The organism is Streptomyces sp. NPDC059861, assembly GCF_042731435.1.
Lineage (GTDB): Bacteria > Actinomycetota > Actinomycetes > Streptomycetales > Streptomycetaceae > Streptomyces.
Window position 1 is genome coordinate 203,220 of the sequence record NZ_JBHWJQ010000007.1, and the last position, 16,370, is coordinate 219,589.

The 16,370-nt window shown below is 72.4% G+C and carries 13 protein-coding genes; 11 read left to right on the forward strand and 2 right to left on the reverse strand.

Annotation, left to right across the window (positions count from 1 at the left end; genetic code table 11):
* The first annotated feature begins 151 nt into the window (after positions 1–151).
* From ACFV6X_RS09115 to ACFV6X_RS09135, 5 genes are all read left to right on the forward strand, one after another.
* Positions 152–931, forward strand: coding sequence for a response regulator transcription factor (locus ACFV6X_RS09115; RefSeq protein WP_385379828.1), 780 nt, complete (start codon positions 152–154; stop codon positions 929–931).
* A gap of 105 nt (positions 932–1,036) precedes the next feature.
* Complete coding sequence (locus tag ACFV6X_RS09120; protein ID WP_385379831.1) at positions 1,037–2,056, forward strand: LacI family DNA-binding transcriptional regulator; 1,020 nt, start codon at positions 1,037–1,039, stop codon at positions 2,054–2,056.
* A gap of 91 nt (positions 2,057–2,147) precedes the next feature.
* Positions 2,148–3,188, forward strand: a complete 1,041-nt coding sequence (locus tag ACFV6X_RS09125; RefSeq protein ID WP_385379834.1) for a S1C family serine protease — start codon at positions 2,148–2,150, stop codon at positions 3,186–3,188.
* An 85-nt stretch (positions 3,189–3,273) separates the two neighbouring features.
* Entirely contained in the window at positions 3,274–4,011 is a 738-nt protein-coding gene (locus ACFV6X_RS09130; RefSeq protein ID WP_385379837.1) for a response regulator transcription factor, read from the forward strand.
* Positions 4,008–5,450 (forward strand): sensor histidine kinase, encoded by a 1,443-nt coding sequence (locus ACFV6X_RS09135; protein ID WP_385379839.1) that lies wholly within the window; start codon positions 4,008–4,010, stop codon positions 5,448–5,450. The genes ACFV6X_RS09130 and ACFV6X_RS09135 overlap by 4 nt, the downstream gene beginning before the upstream one ends.
* Positions 5,451–5,536: 86 nt before the next feature.
* Here the strand turns inward: ACFV6X_RS09135 and ACFV6X_RS09140 are convergent, their stop codons facing one another.
* Together ACFV6X_RS09140 and ACFV6X_RS09145 are read right to left on the reverse strand one after the other, a co-directional pair.
* Complete coding sequence (locus ACFV6X_RS09140) at positions 5,537–6,691, reverse strand: DUF2993 domain-containing protein (RefSeq protein ID WP_385379842.1); 1,155 nt, start codon at positions 6,689–6,691, stop codon at positions 5,537–5,539.
* A gap of 109 nt (positions 6,692–6,800) precedes the next feature.
* Positions 6,801–8,609: a bifunctional metallophosphatase/5'-nucleotidase gene (locus ACFV6X_RS09145; RefSeq protein WP_385379845.1), complete on the reverse strand. Its 1,809-nt coding sequence runs from the start codon at positions 8,607–8,609 to the stop codon at positions 6,801–6,803.
* A 178-nt stretch (positions 8,610–8,787) separates the two neighbouring features.
* Between ACFV6X_RS09145 and mshD the strand changes: the two genes are divergently transcribed.
* From mshD to ACFV6X_RS09175, 6 genes are all read left to right on the forward strand, one after another.
* Positions 8,788–9,720, forward strand: coding sequence for a mycothiol synthase (mshD, locus tag ACFV6X_RS09150; RefSeq protein ID WP_385379848.1), 933 nt, complete (start codon positions 8,788–8,790; stop codon positions 9,718–9,720).
* 103 nt (positions 9,721–9,823) lie between these two features.
* Positions 9,824–10,228, forward strand: a complete 405-nt coding sequence (locus tag ACFV6X_RS09155) for a GntR family transcriptional regulator (RefSeq protein ID WP_385379851.1) — start codon at positions 9,824–9,826, stop codon at positions 10,226–10,228.
* Positions 10,225–11,112 (forward strand): ABC transporter ATP-binding protein, encoded by an 888-nt coding sequence (locus ACFV6X_RS09160; protein ID WP_385379854.1) that lies wholly within the window; start codon positions 10,225–10,227, stop codon positions 11,110–11,112. The genes ACFV6X_RS09155 and ACFV6X_RS09160 overlap by 4 nt, the downstream gene beginning before the upstream one ends.
* Positions 11,109–12,083: an ABC transporter permease gene (locus ACFV6X_RS09165; protein ID WP_385379857.1), complete on the forward strand. Its 975-nt coding sequence runs from the start codon at positions 11,109–11,111 to the stop codon at positions 12,081–12,083. Before ACFV6X_RS09160 ends, ACFV6X_RS09165 begins: the two co-directional genes overlap by 4 nt.
* A gap of 833 nt (positions 12,084–12,916) precedes the next feature.
* Positions 12,917–15,271, forward strand: a complete 2,355-nt coding sequence (locus tag ACFV6X_RS09170) for an RNA degradosome polyphosphate kinase (RefSeq protein ID WP_385379860.1) — start codon at positions 12,917–12,919, stop codon at positions 15,269–15,271.
* On the forward strand, positions 15,252–16,364 hold the full coding sequence (locus tag ACFV6X_RS09175; protein WP_385379863.1) for a CHAD domain-containing protein: 1,113 nt from the start codon (positions 15,252–15,254) through the stop codon (positions 16,362–16,364). Before ACFV6X_RS09170 ends, ACFV6X_RS09175 begins: the two co-directional genes overlap by 20 nt.
* The last annotated feature ends 6 nt before the right edge of the window (positions 16,365–16,370 follow it).

Consider the following 16,370-nt stretch of genomic DNA (forward strand, 5'->3'; position numbering starts at 1 on the left):
GGCAGCGTTGCCCCCGGGTCCTTTTGTGCTTTCGGAAGCGTTGTATACGAGGCGGAGAACCGCAGGTGACCGCAGGTGTACGGGCCCCGGGATCGCAGAGCAGTGCCGCATCGCACAACGTCCTCGCAGGGACCGAGGAGGAACCAGACGTATGAGTTCTCTGCTGCTCCTGACCAACGCTCTCCAGCCGTCGACGGAGGTGCTGCCCGCGCTCGGCCTGCTGCTGCACAACGTGCGCGTGGCTCCGGCGGAGGGACCCGCCCTCGTCGACACCCCCGGTGCCGACGTCATCCTCGTCGACGGCCGGCGCGACCTCCCCCAGGTCCGCAGCCTCTGCCAGCTGCTGCGCTCCACCGGCCCCGGCTGTCCCCTCATCCTCGTGGTGACCGAGGGCGGCCTCGCCGCCGTCACCGCCGACTGGGGCATCGACGACGTCCTGCTCGACACCGCCGGACCCGCCGAGGTCGAGGCCCGCCTCCGCCTGGCCACCGGTCGGCAGCAGATCGTCAACGACGACTCCCCGATGGAGATCCGCAACGGTGATCTGTCGGTGGACGAGGCCACCTACAGCGCCAAGCTCAAGGGCCGCGTCCTCGACCTCACCTTCAAGGAGTTCGAGCTCCTGAAGTACCTCGCGCAGCACCCGGGCCGCGTCTTCACCCGCGCCCAGCTGCTCCAGGAGGTCTGGGGCTACGACTACTTCGGCGGCACCCGCACGGTCGACGTCCATGTACGGCGGCTGCGCGCCAAGCTCGGCCCCGAGCACGAGTCGCTGATCGGGACCGTCCGCAACGTCGGTTATCGATTCGTTACGCCGGAGAAGGTGGACCGCGCGGCGGACGAGGCCAAGGCCAGGGCGGCCCGGCCAAAGCCGGAGGATGCGGGCGAGACGACCCCGTTGGGCGCCTCCGAGGTACCGGTGGACGTGTAGCGGGCGCGCGGGCGCCCCTCAAGGGGGTGCGCCCGCCCGCGCACGGCTGCGCACAACGCTCCGTACGCCCTGCCCAGAGCGGGTCCATCCGCGTAGACTCCGCGCGTGGCCAAGGTGACTCGGGATGATGTGGCGCGGCTGGCGGGGACCTCCACCGCCGTGGTCAGTTACGTCATCAACAACGGACCCCGGCCGGTCGCCCCGGCCACGCGCGAGCGTGTCCTCGCCGCCATCAAGGAGCTGGGCTACCGACCGGACCGGGTGGCCCAGGCGATGGCCTCCCGGCGCACCGACCTCATAGGCCTGATCGTCCCGGACGCCCGCCAGCCCTTCTTCGGGGAGATGGCGCACGCGGTGGAATGGGCGGCCGCCGAGCGCGGAAAGATGGTGCTCGTCGGGAACTCCGACTACGTCGGCGAGCGCGAGGTCCACTATCTGCGGGCGTTCCTCGGGATGCGGGTCTCCGGACTCATCCTGGTCAGCCACGCGCTGAACGACATGGCCGCCGCCGAGATCGAGGCCTGGGACGCCCGTGTCGTCCTCCTCCACGAGCGCCCCGAGGCCATGGACGACGTCGCCGTCGTGACGGACGACCTGGGCGGCGCCCAGCTCGCCGTGCGCCATCTGCTGGAGCACGGCTACGAGTACGTGGCCTGTATGGGCGGCACCGCCGAGACGCCCGCCGTCGGCGACCCGGTCTCCGACCACGTCGAGGGGTGGCGGCGCGCCATGGCCGAGGCCGGGCTGCCGACCGAGGGACGGCTCTTCGAGGCGCCGTACAACCGCTACGACGCCTACCGCGTCGCCCTGGAGATCCTGTCCGGCCCGAAGCGGCCGCCCGCGGTCTTCTGCTCCACCGACGACCAGGCCATCGGCCTGCTGCGCGCGGCGCGCGAGCTGCGGATCGACGTGCCCGGGGAGCTGGCCGTGGCCGGCTTCGACGACATCAAGGAGGCGGCGCTCGCGGACCCGCCGCTGACCACGATCGCCTCCGACCGTTCGGCGATGGCGCGGGCCGCGGTGGACCTCGTCCTCGACGACGGGCTGCGGGTGGCGGGGTCGCGCCGGGAGCGGCTGAAGCAGTTCCCCTCGCGGCTCGTGGTGCGCAGCTCCTGCGGCTGCTAGCGCCTGGCCTTATATCGGGCATACAAGGTTCTGCCGGGCTTCTCAGGCAGCACTCAGCAAGCTCTCATGGACGGGCGACAAGCTCATGGACATGACCGAGAGCTTCCGCCGCGACGGCGAGTACGAGACCCACGGAAACCCGTACCAGGGCGGGCAGCGGCACGCCTCCTCTCCTGTCGACCCCGAGTGGCCGCCTCCGCCCGCGTTCCCGCCGCGACAGCCGCCGACCGCGCTGCTCGCCGAGCCCGTGGCAGCGCCGCCCAGGGCGAGGAGGCGCAACCGCGGGACCGGGGCGCTGCTGGCCGCCGTGGCCATCGTCGCCGCGGCCGTCGGCGGCGGCACGGCCTACGGCTTCCAGGAGCTGACCGGCGGCGACACGGTGGCCTCCTCCAGCACCAGCACCAACGTCGTGCCGTCGAGCCAGAAGGGCACGGTCGCCGGCGTGGCCAAGGCGGTCAGCCCGAGCATCGTCGAGATCAGCGCCGCCACGAGCGCCGGGTCGTCCACCGGTTCCGGTGTGATCATCACCGACGACGGCGAGATCATCACCAACAACCACGTGGTCTCCGGCGCCTCGCGGGTCAAGGTGACCACCAGCGACGGCAAGGAGTACACCGCCGCCGTCGTCGGCACCGACAGCAGCAAGGACCTCGCCCTGATCAAGCTGGAGAACGTCTCCGGGCTGACGGCGGCGACCCTCGGCGACTCCGACGGCGTGCAGGTCGGCGACGAGGTCGTGGCGATCGGCTCGCCCGAGGGCCTGACCGGCACGGTGACGAGCGGCATCGTCTCCGCGCTGGACCGTGACGTGACCGTCTCCACCGAGGAGGGCCAGCAGCGACAGCAGCCGGGCGGCGGCTGGCCGTTCGAGTTCGACGGCAGGGAGTTCAACGGCGACACCGGGTCGTCCACGACGACGTACCAGGCGCTCCAGACCGACGCGTCGCTCAACCCCGGCAACTCCGGCGGCGCGCTGATCGACATGAACGGCAACATCATCGGGATCAACTCCGCGATGTACTCGGCGGCGGGCTCGTCGTCCGACGCGGGCAGCGTGGGCCTCGGCTTCGCGATCCCGGTCGACACCGTCAAGGCCGACCTGGCGAAGCTCCGGGCGGGGGCGACGGACTGAGGCCGGCGGACCGACCGCCGTCCGCGAACATGCGACGCTGGCAGCGTCAGCCTGCGTCTCCACCGCACCCGAGGAATCCCGAGCCATGAGCCCCGCCGAAGGCGACCGTGACCCCCAGCGCATTCTCATCGTCGACGACGAGCCGGCGGTGCGTGAAGCGCTCCAGCGCAGCCTCGCCTTCGAGGGGTACGACACGGAGGTGGCGGTCGACGGCGCGGACGCGCTGGAGAAGGCGTCCGCCTACCGGCCCGACCTGGTCGTCCTCGACATCCAGATGCCCCGCATGGACGGCCTGACCGCCGCGCGCCGCATCCGGGGCACCGGGGACACCACGCCCATCCTGATGCTGACGGCGCGCGACACGGTCGGTGACCGGGTGACGGGCCTGGACGCCGGGGCGGACGACTACCTGGTCAAGCCCTTCGAACTGGACGAGTTGTTCGCCCGGATCCGCGCGCTGCTGCGGCGCAGCTCCTACGCCGCGGCGGTGGCGGCGGCCGGTGCGCGGGAGGACGAGGCACTGGTCTTCGCCGACCTGCGCATGGACCTCGCGACGCGGGAGGTGACGCGAGGCGGGCGGCCGGTGGAGCTGACGCGCACGGAGTTCACGCTCCTGGAGATGTTCATGGCCCATCCGCGGCAGGTCCTCACCCGGGAGCAGATCCTGAAGGCGGTGTGGGGCTTCGACTTCGAGCCGTCGTCCAACTCCCTGGACGTGTACGTGATGTACCTGCGCCGCAAGACGGAGGCGGGGGGCGAGCCGAGGCTCGTGCACACCGTGCGAGGTGTGGGCTACGCGCTGCGGCAGGGCGGCGCGGAGTGAACACGGTGACCCGGCGCTTCCGCGCCCTGCCCATCCGCTCCCGGCTGGCGCTGCTGGTGGCGGCGGCGGTGGCGTTCGCGGTGGCGGCGGTTTCGGTCACCTGCTGGTTCATCGTGCAGGGGAAGCTGTACGGGCAGGTCGACGACGACCTGAAGAAGGCGTCGATCAGGATGCCCGGGCAGCTCCAGGACGCCCTCGACAACTGCACCGAGACCCCGTACGGCACGGGGCTCTTCCGCAACAGCTACTCCCAGCTGGTCCAGGAGGACGGAACCGTCTGCATCCTCCAGGACTCCCCGGCAACGGTGAAGGTCAACCAGGCCGACAAGGACGAGATCAAGGACGGCGACACCCACGACCTGTACTTCCGTAACGGTGCCGCCAGGGACGGCACCGACGTGCGGGTGCTGACCCGGCCCCTGGGCGCCACCACCACGGCCACCGGGGAGAGCGGACCCAACGTCGGACTCGTCGTCGCCGTGTCCCTGAAGAGCACCCAGGAGACCCTCAACGACCTCGCCCTGTTCCTTCTCCTCGTCTCCGGCGTCGGCGTCATCGGCGCGGGAGCCGCCGGCCTCGCGGTCGCCCGCGCCGGCCTGCGCCCCGTCGACAAGCTCACCGAAGCCGTCGAACACGTGGCCCGTACCGAGGACCTGAACGTCCGCATCCCCGTGGAGGACGACAGCGAGGACGAAGTCGCCCGGCTCTCGCGTTCCTTCAACTCCATGACCTCCGCGCTGGCCAGCTCCCGCGACCTGCAGCAGCAGCTCATCGCGGACGCCGGTCACGAACTCCGGACACCGCTGACCTCCCTGCGCACGAACATCGAACTGCTCACCCGCAGCGAGGAGACCGGCCGCCCCCTGCCCGAGGCCGACCGCAAGGCGCTGCTCGCCTCGGTGAAGGCCCAGATGACGGAGCTCGCCGCGCTGATCGGCGATCTGCAGGAGCTGTCCCGCCCGGACACCGACCAGCAGGCGGGAAAGGCACAGGTGATCGCCCTGCACGACACCGTCGAGTCGGCCCTGCGCCGCGCCCGCCTGCGCGGCCCGGAGCTGACGATCACGGCCGACGTGCGGCCCTGGTACGTACGGGCGGAGCCGTCCGCGCTGGAGCGGGCGGTGGTCAACATCCTGGACAACGCGGTGAAGTTCAGCCCGGAGGGCGGCACGATCGAGGTGGTGCTGAACGACGGCGTCCTCACCGTCCGCGACCACGGCCCCGGCATCCCCGCCGACGAACTCCCCCACGTCTTCGACCGTTTCTGGCGTTCACCTTCCGCCCGGGCCCTGCCCGGCTCCGGCCTCGGCCTGTCCATCGTGGCCCGTACGGTGCAGCAGTCGGGCGGCGAGGTGACGCTGAGCCCGGCACAGGGGGGCGGCACGGCGGTGACGGTACGGCTGCCGGGGGCCCCGACCCCGCCACCCGAGGTGCCGTAGGCGCCGACGTACACCAGGCCAAGGCGGGACCCGGAATACGGTTACGGGTCCCGCCCCGTGGCACTGTCCGCCGGGCGGCGCCGCACTCAGTTCTCGCCGACCGCCAGTCCGGAGCCCGTCAGCCGGACCCGGATCCCGTCCTTCTCCACCCGCACGTCCCGCAGCCGCAGCTCTCCCTGCTTCGGCTCGGGCAGTTCGAAGGCGAGGGACAGCCGGTCGGCGAGGACCGGGCGGGTGAGCCGGGGCAGCGCGTCGAGGAGGTCGGGTGCGAGGCCCAGCCGGCTCAGTACCTCGGGGTGGTCCAGCGCCAGGTCGACGAGGTTGAGGCGGACGGCCTGCCGGGCGAAGCGCGTCGAGCCGGTCAGCTGTGCGAGCTTGCCGTCGTCGGCCAGCGCCTCGCGCACGGCGGAGTCGGACACGCCGAGCCGCTCGACGACGGCCGGGACGGCCAGCAGCGCCTTCGCCTTGCGGGTCTCCCGGGCGAGACCGGCGGCCGCCTTCGGAGTCAGGTGCAGGCCCTCGGAGGCGCGGGTGCCCGGGCGGTACGTCGCCAGGTCGCCGATGTCCAGGCGCATGCCGCCGATGTGCGTCGCGATGCCGCGCTCGCCCTGCCGCCGGATCTGTGCCTCGGCCCGCAGCCGCAGGTCGTGCCCGGCGACCGGCAGTGTGCCGCTCGCCCGCACCCGGTCGCGGCCCTCCCCGGTGAACGTCACCTGGGACGCGCCGAGTTCACGGTTGAGGTCGGCGAACGAGAGCAGGACGTCACCGTCCAGCCGGGGCACCCGGGCGCCGCGCACCGCGGTCGGGCCGTCGGCCGTGAGCGTCACGTCCCGCGCGGTGGCCGACACCCGGGCCAGCGAGACCCGGTCGGCGGCGACGTCGGGGACGGTCAGCCGTACCGCGTCCAGGCGTTTGTCACCGAGCTGGGTCAGGAAGGGGAAGCCGTCGATCTCCACCTCGGGGGCCGCGGCCAGCTGCAACCGGTCCCGCAGGGTGTCCGCGGCCCGGTGCTCGGCGTAGAGCACCGCCCAGCGGTCGGCGAGGGTGAGGAAGGCCGCGCCGGTCAGCAGGACCACCGTCGCCTTCAGGGCGAACGGCAGCCCCGCGAACCGGCCGCGCCGCCGTCGGCGACGGCCGCCGCGGCGGTGGTTGGGCGGGGCCCATGGATCGTCCTCCTCGGGCTGGTCGAGACCCGGGAGGTCCGTCGGGGGATGCGTCAAGGTGTGGTGGGGGGTACGCATCGATCCATCCGAACATGCGTACCCGCCCCACCCGCAACCTGAATCGGAGGTATGCGATCCAGTTCACTGCGGACTCCCGACGGCGGTGAACCGGTCGCGGTCCCTCCCGCTACCGCACGACCGTGATGCGGTCCGCCGCCGGCGGCGCGATCGGGTTCGTCGCCGAGGAGTTGGCCGTGAGGTACTTCTCCAGGGCCGTCAGGTCGTCCTCGCCGACGAGGTCGTTGGTGCCCTGGCCCAGCGTCGGGAAGCCGTCGCCGCCGCCCGCGAGGAAGCTGTTGCTCGCGACACGGTAGACCGCCGACGGGTCGATCGCCGCGCCGCTCAGCCTGATGGAGTCCGTGACCACGCGGTCGGCGCCGCTCTTGGTCAGGTCCAGGGTGTACGTCAGCCCGGCGGACGGCTGGAGCACCTTCGGCGCGGCCTCGTTGGCCCCGCTGACCTGCTCCTTGAGGACCTGGATCAGCTGGGCACCCGTGAGGTCCTGGAGGTTGACGGTGTTGGCGAACGGCTGGACCGTGAAGCCCTCGGCGTACGTCACCACGCCGTCGCCCTCGCCACCCTTGGCCGCGTAGGTGAGCGGCGCGCGGATGCCGCCGGGGTTCATCAGCGCGACGTCGGCCTCCGGGTCCAGCTCCTTGCCGTAGGCGAGCTGGGCGTCGGCGATGAGGTCACCGAGCGGGGACTCGGTGCCGGTGCTGGTGATGTCGGCGGAGATGTGGCCGATGGCGCGGTCGCCGATGGGCGCGGCCAGGGTGTTCCACCGGTCGATCAGGCGGGTCATGTCCGGCGCCTTGGGGACGTCCCGGGTGACCACGTGGTTCGCCGACCGCACGGCCGTACGGGCGATGTCACCGGTCCACCGGTCGTACGTCAGCGTCGTGTCGGTGTAGAGGCGGCCGAAGGAGGACGCCGAGGTGACCATGCGCGGCTTGCCCGCCGGGTCGTCGATGGTGCACACGTACGGCGCGTGGGTGTGGCCGGTGACGAGCGCGTCGACCTGCGGGGTGACGTTCTTGGCGATGTCGACGATCGGGCCGGAGACGCCGTCGCCCGCGCCCGGGGAGTCGCAGTCGTAGTTGTACGCGGTGCCGGCCGGGAAGCCGCCCTCGTGGATCAGGGCGACGATGGACTTCACGCCCTGCCGCTGGAGGACCTTCGCGTACTTGTTGATCGTCTCGACCTCGTCCTTGAAGGAGAGGCCCTTGACGCCCTCGGCGGAGACGATGTCCGGGGTGGCCTCCAGGGTCACGCCGATGAAGCCGACCTTGACGCCGTTCTTCTTCCACACCCAGTAGGGCTTGAGAAGGGGCTGCTTCGTCTTCTCCTTGATGACGTTCGCCGCGAGGTAGGGGAAGTCGGCGCCCTTGAACTTCTTGTCCGTGTAGCAGCCCTCGGTGGGGTGGCAGCCGCCGTTCTGGAGGCGGGCCAGCTCCTCGGCGCCCTCGTCGAACTCGTGGTTGCCGACGCTCGTCACGTCCAGGTCGAGCTTGTTCAACGCCTCGATGGTGGGCTCGTCGTGGAAGAGGCCCGAGATCAGCGGGGAGGCGCCGACCATGTCGCCGCCGGCCGCGGTGATCGAGTACCTGTTGCCCTCGCGGGCCTCGCGCAGATGCGTCGCGAGGTACTCGACGCCACCCGCGTCGATGGTCTTCGTGGTGCCGTCGGGCTGGAGTTCGGTGACGCGGCCGGAGGAGCCGGCCGGCGGTTCGAGGTTGCCGTGCAGGTCGTTGAAGGACAGCAGCTGCACGTCCTGGTAGCGGCTCGGCCCGTGCCCGCCGTGCCCGCCGTGGTTGTCGTGGGCGCTCGCGGTCGACGGCAGCGCGGCGGCCAGCGCGCCGACGGTGGTGAGTCCGGCGGCTGCGGCGAGCAGGCGGGTCGTGCGTCGTCTGCGGTGTGGCTGAGGTGTGGCCGGCATGTGCTCCCCTGTGGTCTTCTCAGGCCTTTGTTCGATCGGCCGAAGCCTAGAGTCAACGCGCGTAGCGGCACAGGGGGTTCAGGGTTACATCCTGGTATCCACAGACGTTTTCCCGTGCTTTCCCCCCTCTGCTCCCCGTACCGCCACTTTGCCGCGCCCGCCCCGTACCCTCATAGGCATGACCAGCGACGACAGCGCACGGCCCGGCGGCCCCCTCTCCCGTTCCCTCGAGACCCGCGCCGCGCTCGCCCCGGAGCAGACCGAGGTCGTCCTCGACCTGCTCGCGACGGCCGCGCGCACCGATGGCCAGCAGGCGGTGTCCGAGCAGGGCCGGCTCCAGATCCGTGGCGGCGCCCGGGAGGGCGTGTCCCATCTGCTGCTCACCGCCGGGGACCAACTCGTCGGCTACGCACAGCTGGAGGACACCGACCCGGTGGAGGCGCCGGCCGCCGAACTGGTCGTCCATCCCGCGCACCGAGGCCATGGACACGGCCGCGCCCTCGGCTCCGCGCTGCTGGCCGCGTCCGGCAAGCGGCTGCGGGTGTGGGCGCACGGCGGCCACGCCGCCGCCCGGCACCTCGCCCAGGTGCTCGGCCTCACGCTCTTTCGCGAACTGCGCCAGATGCGGCGGCCGTTGACCGGTCTCGACCTGCCCGAGCCGCTGCTGCCGCAGGACGTGGCCGTGCGCACCTTCGTGCCCGGACAGGACGACGCGGCCTGGCTGGCCGTCAACGCCGCCGCCTTCGCCCACCATCCCGAGCAGGGCTCGCTCACCCAGCGGGACCTCGACGCCCGCAGGGCCGAGCCGTGGTTCGACCCGGAGGGCTTCTTCCTCGCCTTCCGCGGCGACGAACTCGTCGGCTTCCACTGGACGAAGGTGCACGCCGAGGAGCAGCTCGGCGAGGTGTACGTGCTCGGTGTCGCGCCGGGCGCGCAGGGCACCGGGCTGGGCAAGGCGCTCACCTCGATCGGCCTGCGGCATCTGGCGGCCCAGGCGCTGCCGACGGCGATGCTGTACGTCGACGCCGACAACAAGGCGGCGGTGGGCGTGTACGAGCGGCTGGGCTTCACGACGTACGAGACGGACTTGATGTACCGCACCGAGACGTAGGAAATTTCGGCGCATAATCCCCCGATGGGGGCGGCGATCTTGACGCCGCCCCCACTCGTACACCACCCTTTCACTACTCAATTAGTGAAAGGGTGGTGTACGAGTGGTCGAGTACCGCATCGACCGGCGCAGCGGCGTCGCCACCTATGTCCAGATCGTCCAGCAGACCAAACACGCACTGCGGCTGGGCCTGTTGCAGCCCGGCGACAAGCTGCCGACGGCCCGCGAGGTCGTCGAGGCCACCGCCATCAACCCCAACACCGTCCTGAAGGCCTACCGCGAACTGGAGCGCGACGGCCTCGTCGAGGCGCGGCGCGGTCTCGGCACGTTCGTACGGCGGTCCCTGGGCGCGGCCCCGGCCGACTCCCCGTTGCGGGCGGAGCTGGTGGCGTGGGCCGAACGGGCGCGCACGGCGGGGCTGGAAAGGGAGGACGTGGCAGCGCTCTTCGCCGCCGTGCTCGACGAGCAGTTCACGGCAGACCGGCAGCACGAGGGGGACCAGGCATGACCGACACCGCCGTCGAGGCGGCCTCACTGTGCAAGAGGTTTCGGCGCAGGGGGCGGCAGGCGCTGGAGTCCTGCACCTTCCGGCTGCCGTCCGGTTCCGTCTGCGCCGTCATGGGCCCCAACGGCGCCGGCAAGTCGACCCTGCTCGACCTCGCCGCCGGGCTGAGCACGCCAACCGAGGGCACGCTCACGGTGCTCGGCGGCACCCCCGCCCAGTCCCGCGAGCGCCTGGCGTACGTCGCCCAGGACAAGCCCCTGCACCCGCAGCTCACCGTCGGCGAGACCCTGCGCCTTGGCCGCGAACTCAACCCCCGGGTCTGGGACGCGGCCGTCGCCGAGCGGATCGTCGCGGACGGCGACCTGGACCCGGACGAACGGATCCGCACGCTCTCCGGCGGCCAGCGCAGCCGGGTCGCGCTCGCCCTCGCGCTCGGCAAGCGGCCCGCGCTGCTGCTGCTGGACGAGCCGATGGCCGACCTCGACCCGCTCGCCCGGCACCAGCTGATGGGCACGCTGATGGCCGACGCCGCCGAGCGCGGCACCACGGTCGTGATGTCCTCGCACGTCGTCGCCGACCTGGAGGGCTCCTGCGACCACCTCCTGCTGCTCGGCGCAGGACGCGTCCGGCTGGCCGGGCCGCTGGACGACCTGCTCGCCGCGCACACCCTCGTCACCGGCCCGGCGAGCGGCGACCTCGGCCCGCACACCGTCGTCGAGTCCCGCACGACCGGCCGCCAGCTCACCGCCCTGATACGCACCCGGGGCCCGGTCGGCGCCGGCTGGGAGACCGCCGAGCCGTCCCTGGAGGAGCTGGTGCTGTCCCATCTGCGCTCCGCCGAGGCACCGGAACTCCGCCTCGACGTCCCCGAGGAGGCCGCCGTATGACCGCCGTGACCGTTCCCGCGCGCGGTGGCCGTCCGCACGGCCTGACCTGGGCGATGCTCCGACTGCACCGCTCGGCGCTGTGGTTCTGGGTGCTGCTGGTGACCGTCGCCGCGGGCGCCCTGCTGTGGGCGTACTACCCCAGCGCGTACTACGCGGTCGAGGAGTACCGCCGGTTGAACTGCCCCTGGCCCGGTTCGGACGTGTACTGCGACTCCACAGGCCCCGCCTACCAGCGCTACAGCACGCTCATGGACGTCGGCGGCGGGCTGATCACCCTTGTCCCGATCCTCACCGCCGCCTGGGCCGGCGGCGCGCTGATCGGCCGCGACCTGGAGAACGGGACGGCCCGGCTGGCCTGGACGCAGTCCGTCACGCCGGCCCGCTGGCTGGCCGCCAAGCTCGCGGTCCCGGCGGCACTGCTCGTCTCCGGCACGACCGTCCTCGCCCTGCTGCACCGGCTGGCCCTGACGGCTGAGGGCCCGGAGCTGCGCGAACTGGGCTGGCACGACGTGTACGCCAACAGCTCCTACCTCGCCACCGGCACCCTGGCCCCCGCCTACGCCCTGCTGGGCCTGGCCGTCGGCGCCCTCGCGGGCCTGCTCCTGGGACGCAGCCTCCCGGGACTCGCCACAGGCGCCCTGGGCCTGCTGGTCCTCTCGTCCGCCCTTTCCACCCTGCGACCCCACCTGTGGCCGGTCCGCACCCTGATCGGCCGGAGCGGCTACCCCGAGCAGCCCGGCATGCTCGTCGACGAGGGCGCCCTCACGTCCACCGGCGCCCGCGTCAAGGACCCCCTCTGCAGGGACGACCTCAGCTGCCTCACCGAACACGACGTCACCGGCTTCTACCGCGACTACCACCCCCCGGCCCACTTCTGGCCGCTCCAGCTGACGGAAACAGCCATCGTCCTCGCATTGACCGCCCTGACGGCCGTGGCCGCCTTCCACCTCCTGAAACGCCGCACGCCCTGAGTGTGATCGGGGGGCGGTGCGCAGTCGGGAAGCGACGGGCCCGGCGGTGCCCACCGCGATGACCCGACGAAAACCGCCGGATCCGTGACGTCCGCCGATGCCGGAGACGCCAGGGCCGCAAGGGCTGCGGAGCCACGACGGCCCCTCCCGCCGGACAGGACGCGGACAGCAGGGCGCGGGGTCGGCCGGGGGCACGAGGCCGGCGAAAGGCACCGCCGACACCGGAGGTCGAGACGCGCGGCCCGTAGCACCGCCGGACCGCCGATGCGGCGGGGCATGCCGAGGGCGCGGAGAGCACGGCGCCGGGGTGCAAGGGCCACGAATGGCACCGCAGACACCAGATCGTGGAGCGCGGCCCGCAGGACCGCCGGACCCGCCAAGGCCCCGGCCCGCCGTCGTGCCGGGGCCGTGATCAGGACGTGGACACCAAGGCGCCGGGGCGCGAGGGCCACCGGGAACGCGACAGCCGCGAAAAGTCGCCGCCGACGCCGGAGCGTCGCACACGCGGACCCCAGCGCACCGAAGCGCCCGAGCCGCAGGGCGGCGAGGGCCGCCAGGGCGCCGAGGCACCGGCCCGCCGGGCATGACGTGTATGCGGACATCACTCAGGCCGCCGGCCCCGAGGGGGTGACGGCCGTCGGCCGTCACGCGCGCCCCGGCCACCGGACCACCGCCCCGCCAGGCCACCCCGAAACCCCGCCTGTGCATGATGGCCGTCAGGGACGCTCGCGTCGGGCCACCCGCCGACGTGGACCCCGGGGAGCCGCCCCCCGCTATCCCGCACGTCATGTCTCCGTAACCATCGATTCAGCCAAGCTTGCGACGCTCGGCCAATGACGCCCGCCGTGCCAGAGCCTTCGCCGCCCCCCGAGGGCCTCGCGGGAAACGGGGCCCCGATGATCCCGCCCGCCCGCTCCGACGCGCCCGTTTCGCCCCAGGCGCGGAAGAATGGGTTCATGAGCCAGCAGAACGCCCCGGCAGAGGTCCAGCATCCGCAGCCCTCCGTGGGCTCCATCGCCGCGCACCGGCCGCACACGGTCTCGGCCACCGTCTCCGACCTGGAACCCGACCTCGACGCCGACCTCGATGTCTACGAGGAGACGACGGTCGACGGCGTTCAGCTGCCCCAAGGCCGTTTCCTCGACAGGGAGCGCAGCTGGCTCGCCTTCAACGAGCGGGTTCTCGAACTCGCCGAGGATCCGAACACGCCCCTCCTGGAGCGCGCGAACTTCCTCGCGATCTTCGCCAGCAACCTGGACGAGTTCTTCATGGTCCGGGTGGCCGGACTGAAGCGCCGTATCGCCACCGGCGTCGCCACCCGCTCCGCCTCCGGCCTGCAGCCGATGCAGGTGCTGGAGATGATCTGGGCCCGCTCCCGCGAGCTGATGGCCCGGCACGCCGCCTGTTACCACGAGGACGTCGCCCCCGCACTCGCGGAGGAGGGCATCCACCTGGTCCGCTGGAGCGAGCTGACCGAGAAGGAACAGGCCCGCCTGTTCACCCTCTTCCGGCACCAGATCTTCCCGGTCCTGACCCCCCTGGCCGTGGACCCCGCGCACCCGTTCCCGTACATCTCCGGCCTCTCCCTCAACCTGGCCGTCGTCGTACGCAACCCGGTCAGCGGCCACAGGCACTTCGCCCGCGTCAAGGTGCCCCCGCTGCTCTCCCGCTTCCTGGAGGCCGCCCCCGGCCGGTACGTCCCGCTCGAGGACGTCATCGCCGCGCACCTCGAAGAGCTCTTCCCCGGCATGGAGGTGCTGGAGCACCACGCCTTCCGGCTGACCAGGAACGAGGACCTGGAGGTCGAGGAGGACGACGCCGAGAACCTGCTCCAGGCCCTGGAGAAGGAGCTCATGCGCCGCCGGTTCGGCCCGCCGGTCCGCCTGGAGGTCGAGGAGTCCATCGACCGCGAGGTGCTGGACCTGCTGGTGCGCGAGCTGAAGATCGGCGAGGCCGAGGTCTACCCGCTCCCCGGCCCGCTCGACCTCACCGGCCTGTTCCGCATCCACCGCCTGGACCGGCCCGAGCTGAAGTACCCGAAGTTCGTCGCCGGCACGCACCGCGACCTCGCCGAGGTCGAGTCCGCGTCCGCGCCCGACATCTTCGCCGCGCTGCGCGCGAGGGACGTCCTGCTGCACCACCCGTACGACTCCTTCTCCACCTCCGTGCAGGCCTTCCTGGAGCAGGCGGCGTCCGACCCCGACGTCCTCGCCATCAAGCAGACCCTGTACCGGACCTCCGGCGACTCCCCCATCGTGGACGCGCTGATAGACGCCGCCGAGTCCGGCAAGCAGGTGCTCGTCCTGGTCGAGATCAAGGCCCGCTTCGACGAGCACGCCAACATCAAGTGGGCGCGCAAGCTGGAGGAGGCCGGCTGCCACGTGGTCTACGGCCTGGTCGGCCTGAAGACCCACTGCAAGCTGTCGCTGGTGGTCCGCCAGGAGGGCGACACGCTGCGGCGCTACAGCCACGTCGGCACCGGCAACTACCACCCGAAGACGGCCCGCCTCTACGAGGACCTCGGCCTGCTCACCGCCGACCCGCAGGTCGGCGCGGACCTGTCCGACCTGTTCAACCGGCTCTCCGGCTACTCCCGCCGGGAGACCTACCGCCGGCTGCTGGTCGCCCCCAAGTCGCTGCGCGACGGCCTGATAGCGCGGATCAACAAGGAGGTCCAGCACCACCGCGCCGGACGTCCCGCCTACATCCGCATCAAGGTCAACTCGATGGTCGACGAGGCCGTCATCGACGCCCTGTACCGCGCGTCCATGGCAGGTGTCCCGGTCGACGTCTGGGTCCGCGGCATCTGCGCGATCCGGCCGGGCGTGACGGGCCTGTCGGAGAACGTCCGGGTCCGCTCGATCCTCGGCCGCTTCCTCGAGCACTCCCGGGTCTTCGCCTTCGGCAACGGCGGCGAGCCCGAGGTGTGGATCGGCAGCGCCGACATGATGCACCGCAACCTCGACCGCCGTATCGAGGCCCTGGTGCGCGTCGTCGACCCGGCGCACCGCGCCGCACTCAACCGGCTCCTCGATACCGGTATGTCCGACTCCACCGCCTCCTGGCACCTGGGCCCGGACGGCGAGTGGTCCCGGCACGCGGTGGACGCGGACGGCGGGCCCCTGCGGAACATCCAGGAGATGCTCATAGACGCCCGGAGGCGCCGGCGTGGCACAGCAACACCTTGACCCGACGGACCCGGTGGCCGGGACGGTGACGGGAGACGCCCTCGCGCGTTACCTGCGCGCCCAGGCCACGGAGTTCCTCCGTGCACTGCGGCATCACCGGGAGACCGGTGCGGGCTCCGGCAACAACGGCACGGAGGAGACCGTCGACGCGGCGCGAGCCCTGCGCCGCTCGGCCCGCCGCATCAGCGGCAGCCTGCACACGTTCCGTCCGCTGCTGGACACCGACTGGTCGGAGGGCATGCGCCCGGAACTGGCCTGGCTCTCGGGCACCCTCGCCCTGGAGCACGCCTACGCGGCCCGCCTGGAGCGGCTGCTGCAGGCACTGCACCGGCTGTCGGGCGCGACCTTCCCGGCCCAGTCGGTGAACGCGGCCGCGGCCGGAGTGGCCGCGGGCGGTCGCACCGTCGGCGGGGCACGGGTGGCCGCGGGGGCACCGCCCACCGCCGGTCCCCCGACGACTCCGGAGCGCGGCAACCTCACGGTCGGCGCGGCCAAGGCGGGCGCCCTGCTCGAACGCCAGCTCACCCTCGCCCGGACCCGGGCGCACTCCAGCGCCCTGCAGGCCCTCGGCTCCTCCCGCTTCCACGCGGTCGCCGACAAGGTCGCCGTACTGGCCAGCGAGGTCCCGCTCACGCCCGCCGCGGCCGGTGCCGACCTGCGTCCGCAGGCGGCGGCGGCCCGGGAGCGCCTCACCGACGCGGTGGCCGCGCTGCCCCTGGTCACGGCCGGCCACCCGTACAACGCGGCGGCCTTGATCCACGGCCTCTCCCCGGACCCCGCCCCGCACCCGCAGGACGCCCCCTGGCACCAGGTCCGCCTCCTGCTGCGGCTGCACCGCTACGCCCGCGAGGTCCTGGAGAGCGCGAACGCCCCGGTCGACGTCCGCCTGCTGACCGCCGGACAGGCGCTCAACCGGCACCGCGACGCCTCCGAGGCGGCAGCGGCGGCGGCAGCGGCGGCCCGCACGCCCCGCATCGCACCGGCGACGGCGTACGCGCTCGGCGTGCTGCACGCCGACCAGCGGCACGAGGTGGAGGCGGCCAGGTTCGAGTTCCAGCAGTCGTGGCAGAAGCACACGGTAGGTACATCCTGAGCGCGC

Excerpts from the sequence above, each read along its gene's own strand:
- ACFV6X_RS09160 (WP_385379854.1), top strand. The coding sequence starts at position 10,225 with ATGACCGACACCGCCGTCGAGGCGGCCTCACTGTGCAAGAGGTTTCGG.
- ACFV6X_RS09140 (WP_385379842.1), bottom strand. The coding sequence starts at position 6,691 with ATGCGTACCCCCCACCACACCTTGACGCATCCCCCGACGGACCTCCCG.
- ACFV6X_RS09115 (WP_385379828.1), top strand. The coding sequence starts at position 152 with ATGAGTTCTCTGCTGCTCCTGACCAACGCTCTCCAGCCGTCGACGGAG.
- mshD (WP_385379848.1), top strand. The coding sequence starts at position 8,788 with ATGACCAGCGACGACAGCGCACGGCCCGGCGGCCCCCTCTCCCGTTCC.
- ACFV6X_RS09170 (WP_385379860.1), top strand. The coding sequence starts at position 12,917 with ATGACGCCCGCCGTGCCAGAGCCTTCGCCGCCCCCCGAGGGCCTCGCG.
- ACFV6X_RS09165 (WP_385379857.1), top strand. The coding sequence starts at position 11,109 with ATGACCGCCGTGACCGTTCCCGCGCGCGGTGGCCGTCCGCACGGCCTG.
- ACFV6X_RS09130 (WP_385379837.1), top strand. The coding sequence starts at position 3,274 with ATGAGCCCCGCCGAAGGCGACCGTGACCCCCAGCGCATTCTCATCGTC.
- ACFV6X_RS09125 (WP_385379834.1), top strand. The coding sequence starts at position 2,148 with ATGACCGAGAGCTTCCGCCGCGACGGCGAGTACGAGACCCACGGAAAC.
- ACFV6X_RS09145 (WP_385379845.1), bottom strand. The coding sequence starts at position 8,609 with ATGCCGGCCACACCTCAGCCACACCGCAGACGACGCACGACCCGCCTG.